This is a genomic window from Flavobacterium sp. GW821-FHT11G01 (genome assembly GCF_058808175.1).
This window is the reverse complement of record NZ_JBXARK010000013.1, coordinates 24,309-43,814: the sequence shown is the minus strand read 5'-3', so window position 1 is coordinate 43,814 and position 19,506 is coordinate 24,309. Positions and strand designations below refer to the sequence as shown.

16 protein-coding genes and 1 tRNA gene are annotated in these 19,506 nt (G+C 33.7%); 7 read left to right on the top strand and 10 right to left on the bottom strand.

Annotation, left to right across the window (positions count from 1 at the left end; translation table 11 throughout):
• From trxB to AC1RRN_RS19645, 3 genes are all read right to left on the bottom strand, one after another.
• Positions 1-948, bottom strand: a complete 948-nt coding sequence (trxB, locus tag AC1RRN_RS19655) for a thioredoxin-disulfide reductase (RefSeq protein ID WP_492968933.1) — start codon at positions 946-948, stop codon at positions 1-3.
• 154 nt (positions 949-1,102) lie between these two features.
• Positions 1,103-1,177, bottom strand: a tRNA-Pro gene (locus AC1RRN_RS19650).
• A 156-nt stretch (positions 1,178-1,333) separates the two neighbouring features.
• Positions 1,334-3,502, bottom strand: a complete 2,169-nt coding sequence (locus AC1RRN_RS19645) for a pectate lyase-like domain-containing protein (RefSeq protein WP_492968932.1) — start codon at positions 3,500-3,502, stop codon at positions 1,334-1,336.
• 665 nt (positions 3,503-4,167) lie between these two features.
• Between AC1RRN_RS19645 and AC1RRN_RS19640 the strand changes: the two genes are divergently transcribed.
• The 6 genes from AC1RRN_RS19640 (at position 4,168) to AC1RRN_RS19615 (ending at position 9,479) form a co-directional block, all read left to right on the top strand.
• Positions 4,168-4,935 (top strand): ParA family protein, encoded by a 768-nt coding sequence (locus AC1RRN_RS19640; RefSeq protein ID WP_026982801.1) that lies wholly within the window; start codon positions 4,168-4,170, stop codon positions 4,933-4,935.
• 5 nt (positions 4,936-4,940) lie between these two features.
• Complete coding sequence (locus AC1RRN_RS19635) at positions 4,941-5,843, top strand: ParB/RepB/Spo0J family partition protein (protein WP_492968931.1); 903 nt, start codon at positions 4,941-4,943, stop codon at positions 5,841-5,843.
• On the top strand, positions 5,843-6,403 hold the full coding sequence (locus AC1RRN_RS19630; protein WP_492968930.1) for a DUF5683 domain-containing protein: 561 nt from the start codon (positions 5,843-5,845) through the stop codon (positions 6,401-6,403). Before AC1RRN_RS19635 ends, AC1RRN_RS19630 begins: the two co-directional genes overlap by 1 nt.
• A gap of 44 nt (positions 6,404-6,447) precedes the next feature.
• Positions 6,448-7,149 (top strand): 4-hydroxy-tetrahydrodipicolinate reductase, encoded by a 702-nt coding sequence (dapB, locus tag AC1RRN_RS19625; RefSeq protein WP_492968929.1) that lies wholly within the window; start codon positions 6,448-6,450, stop codon positions 7,147-7,149.
• Between the two features lie 65 nt (positions 7,150-7,214).
• Positions 7,215-8,777, top strand: a complete 1,563-nt coding sequence (lepB, locus tag AC1RRN_RS19620; RefSeq protein ID WP_492968928.1) for a signal peptidase I — start codon at positions 7,215-7,217, stop codon at positions 8,775-8,777.
• 87 nt (positions 8,778-8,864) lie between these two features.
• Positions 8,865-9,479 carry a WbqC family protein gene (locus AC1RRN_RS19615; RefSeq protein ID WP_492968927.1) on the top strand — a complete coding sequence of 205 codons (615 nt, stop codon included), beginning with the start codon at positions 8,865-8,867 and terminating at the stop codon, positions 9,477-9,479.
• Positions 9,480-9,593: 114 nt separating this feature from the next.
• Here the strand turns inward: AC1RRN_RS19615 and AC1RRN_RS19610 are convergent, their stop codons facing one another.
• The 7 genes from AC1RRN_RS19610 to AC1RRN_RS19580 form a co-directional block, all read right to left on the bottom strand.
• Positions 9,594-11,756: a S9 family peptidase gene (locus AC1RRN_RS19610; RefSeq protein ID WP_492968926.1), complete on the bottom strand. Its 2,163-nt coding sequence runs from the start codon at positions 11,754-11,756 to the stop codon at positions 9,594-9,596.
• A gap of 115 nt (positions 11,757-11,871) precedes the next feature.
• Positions 11,872-12,918: an endonuclease/exonuclease/phosphatase family protein gene (locus AC1RRN_RS19605; RefSeq protein WP_492968925.1), complete on the bottom strand. Its 1,047-nt coding sequence runs from the start codon at positions 12,916-12,918 to the stop codon at positions 11,872-11,874.
• Positions 12,919-12,936: 18 nt separating this feature from the next.
• The gene (locus AC1RRN_RS19600) at positions 12,937-13,800 is read right to left on the bottom strand and encodes a rhomboid family intramembrane serine protease (protein ID WP_492968924.1); all 864 of its coding nucleotides are present in this window, start codon (positions 13,798-13,800) and stop codon (positions 12,937-12,939) included.
• A gap of 43 nt (positions 13,801-13,843) precedes the next feature.
• Complete coding sequence (locus AC1RRN_RS19595; protein WP_492968923.1) at positions 13,844-14,593, bottom strand: rhomboid family intramembrane serine protease; 750 nt, start codon at positions 14,591-14,593, stop codon at positions 13,844-13,846.
• Positions 14,590-16,503, bottom strand: a complete 1,914-nt coding sequence (mutL, locus tag AC1RRN_RS19590) for a DNA mismatch repair endonuclease MutL (protein WP_492968922.1) — start codon at positions 16,501-16,503, stop codon at positions 14,590-14,592. The genes AC1RRN_RS19595 and mutL overlap by 4 nt, the downstream gene beginning before the upstream one ends.
• Positions 16,504-16,721: 218 nt before the next feature.
• Positions 16,722-17,294, bottom strand: coding sequence for a 6,7-dimethyl-8-ribityllumazine synthase (gene ribH / locus AC1RRN_RS19585; protein ID WP_026982812.1), 573 nt, complete (start codon positions 17,292-17,294; stop codon positions 16,722-16,724).
• A gap of 81 nt (positions 17,295-17,375) precedes the next feature.
• The gene (locus tag AC1RRN_RS19580; protein WP_492968921.1) at positions 17,376-18,155 is read right to left on the bottom strand and encodes a tetratricopeptide repeat protein; all 780 of its coding nucleotides are present in this window, start codon (positions 18,153-18,155) and stop codon (positions 17,376-17,378) included.
• A gap of 242 nt (positions 18,156-18,397) precedes the next feature.
• Here AC1RRN_RS19580 and recF point away from each other — a divergent pair, with 242 nt between their 5' ends.
• Positions 18,398-19,477, top strand: coding sequence for a DNA replication/repair protein RecF (gene recF / locus AC1RRN_RS19575; RefSeq protein WP_492968920.1), 1,080 nt, complete (start codon positions 18,398-18,400; stop codon positions 19,475-19,477).
• The last annotated feature ends 29 nt before the right edge of the window (positions 19,478-19,506 follow it).

Sequence of the window (19,506 nt, the reverse complement as noted above, 5' to 3'; positions counted from 1 at the left end):
TTACTCTTTAGAAGCCAAATATCTTTCAGCATCAAGAGCGGCCATACAACCTGTTCCTGCAGCAGTAATTGCCTGACGGTATACATGATCTGCAGCATCTCCAGCTACAAAAACACCATCAACATTTGTTTTAGATGTTCCCGGAGTATTGATGATATAACCTGTTTCGTCAAGTGTAATATAGTCTTTAAAGATATCTGTGTTTGGTTTATGACCAATGGCTACGAAAAATCCTGTTGCAGGAATTTCAATAACTTCACCAGTAGTTTTATTTAAAGCTTTTATAGCATGAACAACATTGTTGTCTCCCAAAACTTCAACAGTATCATGGTTCATTAAAATCTCAATATTTTCTGTTTTACGAACGCGTTCTTCCATGATTTTTGAAGCTCTGAATTTTTCGCTTCTTACTAACATTGTAACTTTTTTACAAAGTTTAGATAAGTAATGTGCTTCTTCACAAGCAGAATCTCCCGCTCCAACGATTACAACTTCTTGATTACGATAGAAAAATCCGTCGCAAACGGCACAGGCAGAAACTCCTCCACCCATATTTAAATAATGTTGTTCTGATGGTAATCCTAAATATTTAGCCGAAGCACCTGTTGAAATAATAACCGTTTCACAGTGCAATTCGATGCTATCGTTAATCCAAACTTTATGAATATCTCCTGAAAAATCAACTTTTGTAGCCCAGCCATCACGAATATCAGCACCAAAACGTTTTGCCTGATCTTGTAACTGAATCATCATTTCTGGTCCTGTTACTCCATCAACATAACCTGGAAAATTTTCAACTTCATTTGTAGTTGTCAACTGACCACCTGGCTGCATTCCCTGATATAAAACCGGATTCATATTTGCTCTGGCAGCATAAATTGCAGCAGTATAACCCGCAGGGCCAGAACCTATAATTAGGCATTTAATTTTTTCGATTGTATCTGACATAATATAGTTGTATTAATAATTTGATGGTGCAAAAGTAAGTTTTTATTGTTGGAAAAAAGAACTGAACTAATCAGTTTTTGCTATTCTAAAATAGAGAATATCAAATAGAAATAAAATAAAAAATCCTTTCTGTAATATACAGAAAGGATTTTCGTCGGGGTGGCAGGATTCGAACCTGCGGCCTCCTGCTCCCAAAGCAGGCGCGATAACCGGGCTACGCTACACCCCGTAAGCGGGTGCAAATATATAACTATTTTTTGCTTATCCAAAACAATTTAAGAAATAAGAAAAAATTTTATTTTGTATAAAAAAACTCTGAAGATTAATCGGCTTCAGAGTTTTGCTTTGTTTGAAGGATTTTCAAGTATAATGCAATTTTCCTTAATTACTTATCCATAAAAATATATGCAGGATATGATTCACGATTGGGCAAATCAAATTCCTCATCGTAAGGCTGTATACCTAAACTATTGTTGTATAATGCCACACGTTTTACACCAGTTGCTGTGCTGCCACCAATACCATTGATAACATTTTGAATATTACCAGAACCAGCAAAACGATTGATGCACATTTTTTCAAATTTCACATTCGGGCTATTCGGTATTTCAAAGCCATTTTTTTTATTCACATTCCCATCAGTTCCTGTCAAAACTGCGTAAGAACCCAATCCTATAGTATGATGTTCTTTTACGGTATTAGCTACCTTAAATGCTGCATAACCATCAACTCTGCCTCCCTGGCTGCTCCAGCTTCCCTGATTTGGGGCATCATATGGTGGTTCGTTTTGGAAAAAATAGGTTCTGCCACGTTCCCCCAACCATAATACTTCATATTCCTGAAAGTGTTCTACAAAAAGAGCATAAAGTGTAACATCATCGCCAGTAACAATAAGTCCGTTTTTGCATCGATCTCTTATCCAGCGTGCCTTTCCGCCTTGTTGCGAACCATGGTCAGCACGCCACAACCAGAAATGATCGCCCACAACATTATTGCTGTTTATTTGCATAGAAGCCTGTATCTGAATATTTTTTGATTGAACCCCACCTACCCTACAAGTAATGTCTGAGAGCAAGACAGGATTTGCAGAGTGATCTGCATTTGCACCTTCATCACCAATTCTAACCTGATAAGTTGTACTATTGAATGAATCCATGAGAAGTCCGGCAATAATAATTCCATCCTTATCATCAGCATAAACACATCCCCAAGTATTTTTTTCAGTAGGTTCAAGCGTTACCGAAGCTATACCAGCACCTAAAAGTATGGCATTCTTTCTATTCACCTGAATAGGAGCATTCAATGCGTAATGTCCTGGCGTGAAAAATATATTCTTGCCATTTTTTAAGGCATTATTTATTTCTACATCAGTATCGCCTTCTTTGGTAACATACCAATCTGTAAGTAAATCTTGAATTTCTCCTTTGCCCATATCTGTTGATGACCATGAAACTCCTACTCTATCCTTTTGCCATGCCGGAACAAATACTTTGTATTCTCCATCATTGTCAATAAAAAGAAAAGGTTTTTCTCTGATAATAGGCGTAGTTGGAATTGGAGAGTTGGCATCATTCTCTTGCGGAGGATTGATGCAACCTTGCCAAACCATATTATATGAACCGCCCATAGCTCCAGAACCTGAAGGGAAAATAGTATTTCTGGTATACCATTGTTGTTGTCCGGCCCAGTTTGGTCTGGATGAAGTATAATGAGTGTCGGCAATAAAACCACCACTGCCCCAAAAGTTAGTGTTTCCAACATCTGAAATATATTTCGAAGTACTTTCAATTAGCATTCTTCTTGCGCTGGTTGATTGAGAAACTGTCCATGCAAAATCCCGCATAACTTCCACATTTTCCACAGAACGCCAAAATGTACATGTGGCATTTGCTCCTCCAGAAAGGTGAGGCCTGGTGAATATAGAACCCAATTTAACATCTGATGGCAACTTCCCCAAACCTCCAATATGAGAGTAAAACCCTAATTCTATTGAATTCGCTTCCGCCGATGATGCAGAACCTGATCCGCCAGAATCATAAGTTTGATCCTTAACATTTGCTTTGAAATAATAGGCCTGACGTTTTGTAGTCCACTCGCCATTTGATCCTCCCAGACCAATAGCACTAAATTGCGAATTAATTTCGTTTCGGGCAGTTTCTGCTTTCTCATATTTTCTATCGTAGAAATACATATTATCGCCAAAAATTTGGTTCTCTAACGAAAGTATTACTGTTATCGAGTTACGAGTTATTTTATAATAGTTTTCATATTTATCAGCATTTGGCTTATTATCTGTGAAGGTCAGTTTGGAAATTGAACCCATCAAAACAAAATCTGATGCCAAACGACTGCCGCCTCTTGTAATAATGTAATTTCCTGAAGAACCAAATGCTGGCCATGATAATGTTATATTGTGTTTCTTCTTATTATAAATAATCTTGCCCTCTATTTTATTCTCCTGTTTTCTTTCATCACAGGAATTGGATGTTACAAAACTGCATAGAATCAATATAAATGTAAATGCAGTAAATATTGAGATTAACTTTTTAATCATAAATAACTTTTTTTGGTTTAATAGTAAGTAGTTTTTAGCGATCCGAAAGTAGCAATAATCTTCAACCTACATCTTCATTTATAATTTCAAATTTCTTATCAAAAACTATACAAAGCGGTCACTTATCTTGTAATACAGACTAGTATTGTAAAAATTCTAGGACAGAGAAAACTTTATTAAGAAATTATTCCTCAATGCTAAATTTATAATTGTAAATATTCGCTATGAAATTGGTCTCGAAAATATACCACACCTTTCACTTATATAAAAGTTACTTCGGATACAATCTTACTTAAAGCAGAAACAGACAATTTCAAGATTATGATTAAAACAATTAAACGAAAAAATATACCATCGTATTATCGCCACTCATACTCTATTTTTTTACACCAACTTTAATAAGAGACCTAAAAAAAGAATTAAAACAAAAATCAGATTTAACATTTGAATATTTTTCTCGAATTAAACTTTTATTTATGTCTTTTATGTTAAAAACAAGCATAAAACAAAACCCGATTTTATTTATAATCCTTTTTAAAGAGAATACTTAAATTGACAAAACACGCACAAAACAAAGGCTTCCCAAAGTTTAGCAAATGTTAACAAAATAGATTTTCAAAAACCATAAATAATTGTATTTTTACGGTTCAAAATTCAGAAAATAAATGGGCAAAATCATTGCGATTGCTAATCAAAAAGGAGGCGTTGGAAAGACTACTACATCAGTAAACCTTGCAGCCTCATTAGGTGTTTTAGAAAAGAAAGTATTATTGATTGATGCTGATCCTCAAGCAAATGCCACGTCTGGCCTTGGGATTGATGTGGAATCAGTAGAAATTGGTACATACCAAATACTTGAACATAGCCACACCCCAAAAGAAACCATCGTGAAATGTTCAGCTCCAAATGTTGATGTGATCCCTGCTCATATTGACCTTGTAGCCATCGAAATCGAATTGGTCGACAAAGAAAACAGAGAATACATGCTTAAAAAAGCATTAGAAAGTGTAAAAGATGAATATGATTTTATTATTATCGACTGTGCACCTTCTTTAGGTTTATTAACCCTGAATGCTTTAACAGCTGCAGATTCAGTAGTTATTCCTATTCAATGTGAATATTTTGCACTTGAAGGATTAGGAAAATTATTGAACACTATAAAAAGTATTCAAAAAATACACAACCCGGATCTTGATATTGAAGGATTACTACTTACAATGTATGACTCAAGATTACGTTTATCTAATCAGGTGGTTGAAGAAGTTCAAAAACACTTTAACGATATGGTTTTTGATACCGTTATTCAGCGAAATGTAAAATTAAGTGAAGCACCAAGTTTTGGCGAAAGCATCATTAATTATGACGCAACAAGCAAAGGGGCTGTTAATTACATCAATTTAGCTCAGGAAATTATAAAGAAAAACAGTAAATAGTTTTTATGACAAAAGCAATTAAAAAACAAGCCTTAGGAAGAGGATTATCAGCATTATTAAAAGATCCGGAAAACGACATTATATCAGTAGAAGACAAAAATGCTGACAAAGTTGTTGGAAATATTATAGAGCTTGAAATAAGTGCTATCGAAATAAATCCGTTTCAGCCTAGAAGCAATTTTAATGAAGAATCTTTACGTGAATTAGCCACTTCTATTAAAGAACTTGGTGTGATCCAACCTATTACTGTTCGAAAATTAGAATTCAATAAATATCAGTTAATCTCTGGAGAACGTCGTTTACGTGCTTCAACTTTAGTTGGCTTAACACATGTTCCAGCCTATATTCGTATTGCGAATGACAATGAATCATTGGTTATGGCTTTGGTTGAAAACATTCAGCGTCATGACTTAGATCCAATTGAGATTGCACTATCCTACCAACGTTTGATTGATGAAATTCAATTAACACAGGAACAAATGAGCGAACGTGTTGGGAAAAAACGTTCAACAATTGCTAATTATTTACGTCTTTTAAAATTAGATCCGATTATCCAGACTGGTATTCGTGATGGTTTTATTAGCATGGGACACGGTAGAGCTATTATCAATATTGAAGATTTAGATGTACAAACTGATATCTATCAAAAAATAGTAAGTCAAAATTTATCTGTTCGTGAAACAGAGACTTTGGTAAAAAATTATCATGAAGGAGTAAAACCAAAACCAGAAGGAAAAGCAAAAGCAGAATCTTCATTCCTGGTTAAAGAAACACAGAAAAACTCTTTCAACGATTATTTTGGTGCGAAAGTTGATATAAAAGTCGCAGGCAATGGAAAAGGAAAAATTACAATTCCTTTCAATTCTCAAGCCGACTTTGACAGAATTATAAAATTAATAAACGGATAGTGAATAAAATTGTCCCCATAAGTCTATTGTTCTTTCTTATAGGAACCGTTTCTCTTTTTGCCCAGGCAAAAAAAGACACGGTTTTGGTTGTTAAAGACACTACTAAGTATCAGGAAATAGACCCGCTAACACCAGCAAAAGCAGCTTTTTACTCGGCAATTTTACCAGGTTTAGGTCAGGCATACAACAAAAAATACTGGAAAATCCCACTAGTTTACGGAGCAATTGGTACCAGCTTATATTTTTATATTGACAATAATAAAAAATACCACGATTATCGTGATGCCTACAAACGAAGATTGGAAGGCTACAACGATGATGATTACCAATTTTTAGATGATAGCAGACTTATTGCCGGGCAAAAATTCTATCAACGAAACAGGGATTTATCAGCCTTGTTTGTTGTTGGTTTTTATGTTTTGAATATTATTGATGCCAATGTTGATGCTGCTTTAATTCAGTTTAACGTAAACGAAAGATTATCAGTTCGTCCGGAAATTTATCCGGCCGATGTAACTTTTAAACCAAACGTTGGACTAACTTTTAATTACCACTTTTAGATAGTTTTTTTTTTACTATTTAAAATTCAAAAAAAATACATAAAATGAAAATTGCACTTTTAGGATACGGAAAAATGGGTAAAGTAATTGAACGAATTGCTTTAGAAAGAGGTCATGAAATTGTTTTAAAGAAAGATGAAACTAATACTTTTGATGGCCTTTCAACTGCTGATGTTGCAATAGATTTCAGTGTTCCTACTGCTGCCGTAGATAATATTTCAAATTGTTTTCATTCCAATGTACCTGTAGTATCAGGAACAACAGGCTGGCTGGAACATTTTGATGAAATGGTTGCGCTTTGCAACGAAAAACAAGGTGGATTCATTTCGAGTTCAAACTTTAGTTTAGGAGTGAATATTTTCTTCGAACTAAACGAATACTTAGCTAAAATTATGTCACAATTTGATTCGTACAAAGTGACAATGGAAGAAATTCATCATACTCAAAAATTAGATGCTCCAAGCGGAACTGCAATTTCATTAGCAAAAGGTGTTATCGAAAATAGCAATTATGCAAATTGGACCCTTGATGAGGCAAAAAACAACGAAATTCATATTGAGGCAAAGAGAATTGGTGATGTTCCGGGAACTCACACCGTAACTTACGATTCGATTGTAGATAGCATCGAATTAAAACATACTGCTCATAACCGTGAAGGTTTTGCCTTAGGAGCCGTAATTGCAGCTGAGTGGCTAGCTGGCAAAAAGGGAATCTACAACATGAAAGATGTTTTAAACTTAAAATAAATAAATTTAAAGCTTAAGGTTAATCCAAGAATCAACTTTAAACTTGAAACTTTAAACAAAATATTATGACACTATATCTTTGGTTTGTTTTTTTCTTAGCTGTTCAAATTATTCATTTTCTGGGAACATGGAAATTGTATCAGGCTGCTGGCCGAAAAAGTTGGGAAGCTGCTATTCCTGTATATAATTCTATAGTTTTAATGAAAATCATTGGTCGGCCAACGTGGTGGACAATATTACTTTTCATTCCTATTATAAACCTGATTATGTTTCCTGTTGTTTGGGTAGAAACACTAAGAACGTTTGGTAAAAAATCAACTGTAGATACTTTTCTGGGGATTTTTACTCTTGGTTTTTATATTTACTATGTAAACTATACTCAAAAACTAGAATACAATGCCAACAGATCGTTAACCCCTGAGAACAAAACTGCTGACACCGTAAGTTCATTACTTTTTGCTATAATTGTAGCAACATTAGTACATACTTATGTAGTACAACCTTATACGATTCCAACTTCTTCATTAGAAAAATCATTATTAATTGGAGACTTTTTATTCGTAAGCAAACTAAACTACGGACCAAGAGTTCCAATGACGACAGTTGCTCTTCCGATGGTACACGATTCTATACCATTAACAAAAAAGAGATCATACCTAAAGTGGCCACAATTACCTTACTTTAGATTGCCTGCTTTCGAAAAAATAAAACGCACAGATATTGTCGTTTTTAACTGGCCTGTTGATACAGTACATTATTTTTACGAACCAAAAGGAAGACCTGGTGTTATAAAACCAATTGACAAAAGATCAAATTATGTTAAGAGATGCGTTGGTATTCCTGGAGATAGCTTGTCTATAAAAGATGGTTACGTTTATATTAACGGAAAAAAATTAATTTTACCTGAAAGAGCAAAACCACAATACTCCTATAAAATAGCATTAGACGAAAAAACTCCAATAGATCTGGAAGCGCTTTTAAAAGAGCTTAATGTCAATCTTGTTGATGTAAGAGGTTTTAGAGATCAAACTAAGAGAGATACTTTGTTTATTGGCGCCTTAACAGAAGCTAATGCCGAACGCATGAAAAGCATTCCTGGCATTACAGGTGTAGTTAGAGAAATTGCAACGGGTAACGATGATAGAATTTTTCCACATATTAACAAATGGAATGAAGACAATTATGGTCCAATCTATATTCCTGAAGCTGGAAAAACGGTTGCTTTAACAAATGAATCATTACCTTTTTACAAAGAAATCATTACCAACTACGAGCATAATACATTGCAAATAGATGGTTCTCATTTCATAATCAATGGAAAACAAACCAATACCTACACATTCAAACAAAACTATTATTGGATGATGGGAGACAATCGCCATAACTCCGAAGATAGCCGTTATTGGGGATATGTTCCTGAAGATCACATTGTAGGGAAACCGGTTTTTATCTGGCTAAGCTGGGACACTAACGGAAAAGGAATCAACAAAGTTCGTTGGGACAGAGTTTTTACCACTGTTGATGGCGAAGGACAACCACAATCATACTTCAAATATTTCTTAATGGTCCTTGCTGCCTATTTCGTTGGAGAATATTTCTGGAGAAAGAGAAAAGAAAATAAAGCATAAAAAACGTTAATTCGTTGAACTGGTAAATCGTTTAATCGTTTCTCAAAAAGGGCGATTAAACGATTTACCGATTAAACCAAAATCACAATGAACTCTTTAATACTTCCTACTTATTTTCCTTCGATTAGCCACTTTGCAGTTATGGCTCAATCTGAAAATATTACTTTTGAAATGGAAGATAATTTTCAAAAACAAACTAACAGAAACCGTACCTATATCTATAGTCCAAACGGAATTCAGTTATTAAACATTCCCGTTAAGCATTCTAAAACAGTACATCAAAAAACAAAAGATGTTTTGATTGAAAATGAATTTGACTGGCAAAAACAACATTTTAAATCTTTAGAAGCAGGCTACAGAAGTTCGCCTTTTTTTGAATTCTTTGAAGATGATATCCGACCTGTTTTCGAAAAGAAACATACTTTTTTGATGGATTTAAACATGGAAGTTCTGGATATAGTTATCAAATGTTTGAGAATGAAAATGGAATTCAGTAAAACAACAGAATATTTCATGGAGACAGAAAACATCTCTGACTTTAGGTATTTAGCAAATGGTAAAAAAGATCCAAATTCTTTCAAAAAATACACCCAAGTATTTGATGACAAGCATGGCTTTATAAATAACCTGAGTGTCCTGGACTTACTCTTTAATGAAGGTAAATTTGCTATGGATTATTTAAAAACGCAAAAAATAGTATAAAACGAATACTTAGTACTTTTTTTGTACAGATCAGATACTCATTTGGTTTTCTAAAATAAAAAAAGGGAGAATTTCTATAATGAAATTCTCCCTTTTACTTTTTTTCAAATTATTTTATTTTGCGCCCGGAGGACATTTTTCTTCTATAAATTTTAAAAAAGTATCTATTAAATGTTCTCGGGTACCTTCACCCTCATAGATAGAATGTGAGCGGTTTGGATAAATCATTAAATTAAAAACTTTATCATATTTAATTAATTCATTGATCAAAACTTCAGCATTTTTATAATGCACATTATCATCACCTGTTCCGTGAATATAAAGCAAATTTCCTTTTAAGTTTTTTGCGTGCGTAACTGGTGAAGCTTCAACATAAGCTGCTTCATTTTCAGTTGGCAATCCCATATAACGCTCTGTGTATATATTATCATAAAAATGCTGATCTGTAACTGCAGAGATTGCTACTCCTGTTTTGTATATTTCCGGATATTGAAACATCAAATTCAAAGTAACGGCACCACCACCACTCCAACCATGAACAGCAACCCTATCCTTATCAATAAAATTCCATTTTAAAACCTCCCTTGCCGCCATTGCCTGGTCACGCGTATTGATAATCCCTATATTTTTATAAATAGATTTTCTCCATTTTGTTCCCTTCAGAGATGGAGTCCCTCTGTTATCCATTGCAATTCCGATATATCCTTTCGGGACTAACAAATCTATAAATCCATTAAAATAGGGCATATCATTCGCTACAGTAGCCATTGGCTCTCCATAAACATAAAAAAACAATGGATACTTTTTTGCCGGATCAAAATCTAAAGGCTTTGCCATTATTCCGTCCATTTCAATACCGTCAACTGTTGTGATTTTAAATTTTTCCAGAGAAAATTTACGTGCAGGAGCCGTAAAAACATCTGCCTCTTTTGGTAGTATTTTTTTATGATCAGAAAGCGACACCAATCTCGTGTTTAGATTACGGTTGATATTAGAATTGGTGTGTTTTGCGTACGATCCGTCTGTAGCGAATTCATATTCATTTGTTCCCTCAAATACTTCCGGAGTAATTCTTTTTGTTTTTCGGGAATTCAAATTGGTTTCATACAAATAACGCTGAGTTGCATCTGTCGGACTTGAGATGTAATAAATTGATTTCGTCTTATCATTGTATGCCTTAAAATAGGCATCAAATTTTCCAGTTGTAATTAGTTCTTTCTTTTTTCCGTCTTTACTGATTTTATAAATATGCATCCAGCCATCTGCATCAGAACTCCATAAAAAAGCTTTTCCATTGTCTACAAATTGACATGGAAAACCGTCATATACGCCTGAAGAAATATCGAAAACATCAATCCATTCGGCAGATTTTTCCTGATAGATTAAATTGGCTTTCCCAGATTGTGCATTACAATTATATATAGAAGCCTGATTTTGGTTTCTATTAAGCTGAACCACCATTACGTCATCTTTTGCAACCCATTCCATACGAACCAGGTAATTATTATCAGGTTCACCCGGAATATTCAACCAATTTGTTTTTAAAGAGGTGATATCAATAACACCAATTTTTACAGACGAAGGTTTTTCTCCCGCTTTAGGATATTCCACCGGAACAACAAACGGATATAATTCATCCGTATTATTGATCATTAAATGAAATTTTGTTTGTGAAGCATCAACACGCCAGTAAGCGATACTTTTTCCATCAGGGCTCCATCTAAATCCATCTCTGGCAGCAAGTTCTTCTTCATACACCCAGTCAAAGGTTCCATTGATCACTTTATCTGTTCCATCTGTCGTTAAAGGTGTTATTTTACCAGAAACCAGATTTTCCACATAAATATTATGCTTAGATACATAAGCAACATTTTCATTATCACTAGAAAATTTAGCAAACATTAAAGATGACTCTTCTAAGTTGGCTCCCAGTTTTTTACCTTTTCCCGTTGTTAAATCAAAAAACCAATAATCGCCTTTTGTATTGGCTCTCCATACTTTTTTTGAGTTCGTATAAATCAATACTTTTGTTCTGTTTTGATTCCAGACTAAATCTTCTATTTCGCCATTAAAACCAGCTTCTTTTAATTGTTTGTCTGTTAAAACAGTAGTACCTTCATTTAATTTATCAACATCATAAACTATAATTTTTTCTCCTGAGTTTATCCAGAAAGAATGTGAATTTGGTAGCCATTTTAGGTCATTGATGTCAATATCTTTTTGAGCCAACAGACTTGAACAAACAAAAAGAAGTAATAAAAAATGTTTTTTGATCATGGTTTAATGGTATTAGTAATTGTATTTCTTTAATCTTTAATATCATTTTCTTAAAAGCGAAAAGCGCAAAGGTTTATGAAAAGTTTTTCTCCTTTGCGCTTTTTGCTTTTAAAATTTATTCTATTGAAAGTCTTGTCATAATAGGGTAATGATCTGAATTTTCAAAATCCGAAAAACTTTCAAATTGCTTGACTTTCATTTTACTGTCTGCAAAAATGTAATCAATTCGTGCCGGGTAATAACGGAATTTATAAGTCGCTCCAAAGCCTCCTCCGGCTTCTTCAAAAGTATCTCTTAATTTTCCTTTTATGTTTCGGTATACGTATGAAAATGGACTATTATTCATGTCTCCACAAATAATAATGGGATTTTTACATTGCTTAATGTTTTCTTTAAACATCTCAGCCTGCTCTTGTTGCTGCCTAAATCCTTTGCTGATTCTGGTATAAATCAACTGCGATTTTTGCTGATTTACATTATCAATATCATTTGAAATTTTAGCAACATCCGGTGAAATTTTGATAGACTGCAAGTGCATATTGTATACACGAATTACATCTTTACCTCGTTTTATATCTGCATAAATCACATTATTATCAGAATTAGGAAAAACGATATTGCCTTCATATAATATGGGAAATTTGGAAAAGATAGCCTGTCCAGTTTTAATTTGGTTTCCGTCTATAAAAATATAACGATGTGGGTATACTTTTAGATCAATATGAGCGGAATTCGAATATTCCTGGATACATAAGATATCCGGATCTTTTTCGTCAATAAAGGTTTTGATGTTTGATGGAATATCATCTCGATCCAGCCACTTAAAAACATTAAAAAGACGCACATTATAGCTCATTACGGAGAAATCCTTTTCGTCTTTAACATATTCTTTTGGTGAAAATTTGTAAAACTTACTGATGAATGTAATTCCCGTCAACAAAACTAAACCGGACAAAATAAGGCGCTTTTTAAACTGAATGGCCCAATAAATAAAGAAGAATGCATTCAGCACAAAAAAAGCTGGCATAAACAAGGTCAGCACCGATAAAAGCGGAAAGCTTTTAGGTGCTAGAAAAGGTAAAATATAGACGCTAAATGTGAGAACAGTTAACACTATATTCAAAAAGAACATTATCTTATTAAACCACGAGAGGTTTTTCATATTTTGTTGCTAAAAGGATTATTTTCCAGCTTTAAATAAAAACTCTTTTTCTTCTTTTGTCAGACAATCATAGCCAGACTGGCTAATTTTATCTAAAATTTCATCAATTTGCTGTTGCGTTTTGTCTTTCGTAACAATTCTTGATATCACTCTTTCTGTAGGTTTTTGATAATTTTTATGAACTTTTTTGAATGGGGTCGAAGGGGATTTTTTAAATAGATTTACGAAGAAATCCAGTGTTCTGGAAATAACAATACTCAAATCAGATCCGTTTTGAAGCAATTTGATGTAAATAAATCCGAACAAAGCGCCGGCTAAATGCGAAATATGACCACCCATATTTTCTAAACGAAGCTGCATTAAATCCAGAATTAAAATTACAGCTGTAATATGCCACAATTTTACATTTCCGATCAATAACAAACGAACGTTCATTAGGGGCTGATATGTCGTTGCTGCTACTAAAATTGCCATAATTGCTGCAGAAGCGCCAACTATAGAAGCAGAATAACTTAAAAAATAATAACTTAATGCGAAAACAATTCCAGCAAAAATAGCACTTAAAATATATAAGCCTAAGTACTGTTTTTGTGTAAAAAAGGTCAGGAATAATTGGCTTGCAAAATTCAAAACCATCATATTAAACAACAAATGCAAAAATGATGAATGAAAAAAGGCATAGGTTAAAAATGTCCAGGGTCTAATTAAAAAACTATTTGGATCTGATGATAAAGCCAGCCAATCCGGATAAGTAAAACCTCCACCCGAATATTGGTAGAAAAACACTAATGAAATCATGAAACAAGCAATATTCCAGTAAATAACACGTAGAGCAATTCCTCCTATTTTATATTGTAGTTTTAGATCGTCTAAAATATTCATAAAAGCTTTTTTTGTTTTTAGTTTCGGATATTAAAGTTAAAAATTAATTCCAACGATTACTATTAAACTGATTTTTTTTCCAATACCACATAATCATAAATCCAAAAAATGCTCCCCCTATATGGGCATAATGGGCAATTCCAGATTCTATTCCCATAAGTGAACTTCCAAAAATCCCAAAGAAACCATCAAATAACAGCATATAAATTGGAACAAAATATTTTGCTTTTACAGGAATTGGAATAAACATAATTCCAAGTTCGGCATTAGGAAACATAAATGTAAAAGCAACCAACAATCCATATACAGCACCAGACGCACCGATCACAGTTCCAAAATATGCTTCTGTAAAATGTTTGAACTCAGAAACAGTTAAAATTTCCTGCCATCTTGTGTCAATTTTACCATCATTTAATAAATTGAGAATATCTGTTTTGTGAAAACCATTGGCCAAGAGAATATTTAAACTATCCTGATAAAAATAATAATTAACAGCAAAATTGACTAAGGCCGCACCTAAACCACATGAAATGTAGAAAAACAAAAATTTCTTTCCGCCCCAAAAGTGTTCCAAAGTAGATCCGAACGAATAGAGCGCAAACATATTAAAGGCAATATGAGCAAATCCGCCATGCATAAACATATGCGTGATAGGTTGCCAAATTTTAAACCCTGGATTTTCAGGAAAAAATAAAGCAAAATATTGTTGAGAAACTGGTACTAACATAGAACCAATAAAAAAGATAATATTAATTATCAATAATTGTTTTACAACTGGAGTTATCTTCATCATATGGCAAACTTTTTATCTATATCTTCAACACGCATCGTGATGAAAGTAGGTTTTTGAAAAGGTGAAATATTGGGATCTTTACAGGCAAACAATCCGTTTACTAAATTATCTTGTTCTTTTTCGGTTAAATATGATCCTGTTTTAACCGCTAAACTTTTAGCCATTGATTTGGCAATTGTATCGTTTTGGCTGTAACTACTTGCCGGAATTCCGTCTTGCAAATCACTTAATAATTGTTCAATTACCAAAGAAACTTCGCTTTCTGTAATATTTACAGGAATTCCTGAAATCACAATGTGATCTGTCTGTGCTTCTTCAAAAACAAAACCTGTTGTTTCTAATGAAGGTTTTAATTCTTCGATCAATGTCATTTCATCTGAAGAATAAAACAAATTCAACGGAAATAACAATTGTTGGCTTGAAGCCTGATTTACCGTCATATTCAAAAGAAATTGTTCGTACAAAATACGCTGGTGTGCACGTTGCTGATCAACGATTACCATTCCGGATTTTATAGGCGAAACGATATATTTTTTATGAATCTGGTATGTTTTCTGACTTGCTGTTTCTACCTCATCATCGTTAAATAAAGACGAAGTTACTTCTTCATTTTCAAAAGTAAAAGGTGAGCTTTCGATACTTTCTGTATCCAAACCTACATATAAACTTTCCCAACTAGCTGTTGGCTCTACTCTTTTAGAATATCCGGAATAAGATGAACCTGAAGAAGAGGAAGAAGAACCTGAACTGTAACCAGATCCCGAAGAACCCGATTTTGTATAATGCTGGTTGGTCTTGTCATCCGTAAACGGATTAAAAGTACCATCGACCTGAATCGTTGGTGTTTCAGCTTCTAAATCTTTATAATGATATGGCGTATCTAAATTCGCATCACGGTCAAAATCTAAAACCGGAGCTACATTAAATTGTCCTAAACTGTGTTTTATCGAAGCTCTTAAAATAGCATATAAAGCTTGTTCGTCATCAAACTTAATTTCTGTTTTGGTCGGATGAATATTGATATCGATTGTATTTGGAGGAACTTGCAGATATAAGAAATAACTCGGTTGTGATCCATCTTTTAAAAGTCCGTCATAAGCTGCCATTACTGCATGATGCAAATAACCGCTTTTAATGAAACGATCGTTTACAAAAAAGAATTGTTCTCCTCTATTTTTCTTGGCAAATTCAGGTTTGCAAACAAATCCCTGAACATTGATAATCTCGGTATCTTCGTTAACCGGAACTAATTTTTCATTGGTTTTACCTGAAAAAATTCCAACAACGCGCTGGCGATATCCAGCAGCCGGCAAATTGTACATTTCGCTTCCATTATGATAAAAAGTAAAATGAATATTTGGATGCGCCAAAGCTACACGTTGAAACTCATCCATTACATGTCGGAATTCAACCGTATCTGATTTCAGGAAATTACGACGAGCCGGAGTATTAAAAAATAGATTTTTAACCGCAAATGAAGTTCCTTTTGGTAAAACTGCTGCTTCCTGAGAAACAAATTTACTTCCCTCAATCACAATATGTGTTCCAAGCTCTTCCTGATCCTGTTTGGTTTTCATTTCCATGTGCGCGATAGCTGCAATAGACGCTAAAGCCTCTCCACGGAAACCTTTTGTACATAATGAAAATAAATCTTCTGCCTGACGAATTTTTGAAGTTGCATGACGTTCAAAACACAAACGTGCATCAGTCACGCTCATTCCTTTACCATTATCAATAACCTGTACTAACGATTTTCCGGCATCTTTAATAATTAATTTAATGTCGGTTGCGTCTGCATCAACAGCATTTTCTAAAAGCTCTTTTACGACTGAAGCTGGTCTTTGAACCACTTCTCCAGCAGCAATTTGATTAGCAACGTGATCAGGAAGTAATTGAATTATACTCGACATTAAAAAATTTGGGTTAAGGTTGTCCTTTAATTTTATCGGAATCAATCCGTAAAAACCTCAGGATAATATTATTAATTGCTTTATGGTTTTTCAAAACCAAGGCATACAAATTTAATGAATTTCCGTTGGCTTTTTAAATAAGTAGTGTCATAAAAAAAACAAAAAACCTATACTATTTTACACAGTATAGGTTTTAGTATTTTTAAAACAATTGTGTTTTATTCGTTCTCGATCTTTATTGGTGTTTCTTCAATTTGAAGCGCACCAGAAGTTAGCAAAGGCTGATTAAATGGATGTGACATCGAAGCCTGTTGACGAATATACGCCATCTTAATTGCTGCAATTGCCGCTTCAGTTCCTTTGTTTCCATGAACTCCTCCGCTTCTATCGATTGATTGTTGCATATTATTATCTGTCAAAACACAAAAAATAACCGGAATATCCGTTTGAACATTCAAATCTTTAATTCCTTGTGTAACCCCTTCGCATACAAAATCAAAATGTTTTGTTTCTCCCTGAATTACGCAACCAATTACAATTACGGCATCAACATTTTGTGTTTGCAACATTTTCTTTGCGCCGTAAATTAGCTCAAAACTTCCCGGAACATTCCAGCGAATAATTTGCTGCGCCGGTACATCACAATCCACTAAGGCATCAAAAGCGCCATTGTATAATCCTTCTGTTATGGTTTCGTTCCATTCAGAAACAACAATCCCAAATCGAAAGTCTTTCGCATTTGGGATTGTGTTTTTATCGTATTCTGATAAATTTTTATTTTCGGTAGCCATCTGTACTATTTTAGATTTTTGATTTTAGAATTTAGATTCTTAATTACAAATCTACAATCTTAAATCTAAAGTCTAAAATTTTTATTGCGCTAATCCAATCAATACATCAACAGAAGCTGCTTCTGGAGTTGCGTCGAAGTTTTCTTTAATATCAGTTAAGTATTTCATCGCATCTTCTTTTTGACCTAAAGCCAATGCTGTTTTACCAGCTTTTAATAAGAAACGAGGCGTTGTAAAATCATTTTTATTAGATTCAGCTGCTTTTACATAATAGTCAAGAGCTTCTTTTTGTTGATTTTTTTGAGAATAAGCATCTCCAATCGCACCTTTTGCCAAAGCACTTAAAATCATATCATCAGATTTGAAGTTACCTAAGTATTTAATAGCGTCATCAAATTTACCTGTATTCAAATATGCCATACCAGCATAGTAATTTGCTAAGTTTCCAGCATCAGTTCCAGAATACTCATCAGCAATTTTCACGAATCCGAATTTACCTTCAGAACCATTCAATGCTAATTTATATAATGAATCACTTGCAACACCATCAGTCGCTTTTTGGAAGTTTTGTTGTGCAACGAACATTTCGTTTGCAGCTTCATCTTGTTTAGGAGCTTCGATAAATTTTTGGTAAGCCAAATATCCAATAGTAGCAACCGCAATACCAGCAACTAAACCAATAATGATTTTTTGATTTTTAGCAACCCAATCCTCAGTTCTTGAAGCAGTTTCATCTAATTTAGAAAAAACACCAGCTGTTGTGCTGTCTTTTTCGTCAATGATTACCTGTGTTTCTTCATTTACTTCTTTAACTTCCTTTTCTTTTGGTGCTTTATATCCTCTTTTATTGTAAGTAGCCATTTAAAATTAATTTAGTGAACGGCAAAAATAAAATTTTTATTGAAACTGAGGTAAAAAAAATCAATTTTATCACTATTTTAAAAAAAATAATTTCACAAATGCTAAGTCCTTTCATCTCAGCACTAAAATAATTCATCTTGAAACGCCCCAAAAGCCTTTTATATCAATAATTTTCGATAATTTGCACCCTCAAATTTTTGTTGTTCTAAAACATCAGATTTTACCTTAGAGTTCCTTAAAAAATGCATTTAAACAAAATTTCTTTATTCAATTATAAAAATTTCTCTGAAGTCAATTTTGATTTTGACCACAAGATTAATTGTTTTGTCGGTAAAAACGGAATTGGCAAGACTAATGTGCTTGATGCAATCTATCATTTGGCATACGGAAAAAGCTATTTTAATCCGCTGGCGGTCCAAAATATCAAACACGGAGAAGAGTTTTTTGTTATTGATGCCGAAATAGAAAAAAATGACCGGACGGAACAAATTGTCTGCAGTTTAAAAAAAGGGCAAAAGAAGGTTTTAAAAAGAAATGGCAAAGCTTACGACAAATTCTCCGATCATATTGGTTTTATTCCATTAGTAATTATTTCACCAGCAGATCGCGATTTAATTGTGGAAGGAAGCGAGACGCGCCGTAAATTCATGGACAGTGTAATCTCGCAATTAGATTCGACTTACCTGCATCAGCTTATTCAATATCAAAAAGTAATTGTACAGCGAAATGCCCTTTTGAAGTATTTTGCCCTGAACCATACTTTTGATAACGACACCTTATCTATATATAATGAGCAACTAAATAGTTTTGGAAAATCAATTTTTGAAAAACGAAAAGATTTTCTCGAACAGTTTATACCTATATTTAATGTACATCATCAAGCCATAACCGGATCTGAAGAAACGGTACAATTGGTTTATGAAAGTCATTTGTATGAAAAAGATTTATTGACACTTTTACAGGAAAATATTAATAAAGACCGAGCGCTTCATTATACAAGTGTCGGAATTCATAAAGACGATTTGTCTTTTGAAATCGATTCTTATCCCATAAAAAAATTCGGCTCGCAAGGTCAACAGAAGTCCTTTTTGATTGCTTTAAAATTGGCTCAATTTGAGTTTTTAAAGAAACAAAGTGGTGTAAAACCGCTGTTACTTTTTGATGACATTTTTGATAAACTGGATGAAACCCGCGTATCTAAAATTATCGAGATGGTAAACAGCGAAACTTTTGGCCAGCTTTTTATTTCAGACACACATCCTGAACGTACCGAAGCAATTGTGAAATCTACGCATCAGAGTTATAAGATATTCAATTTATAATTTTAGGTTTCAGGTTTCAGGTAAAACTT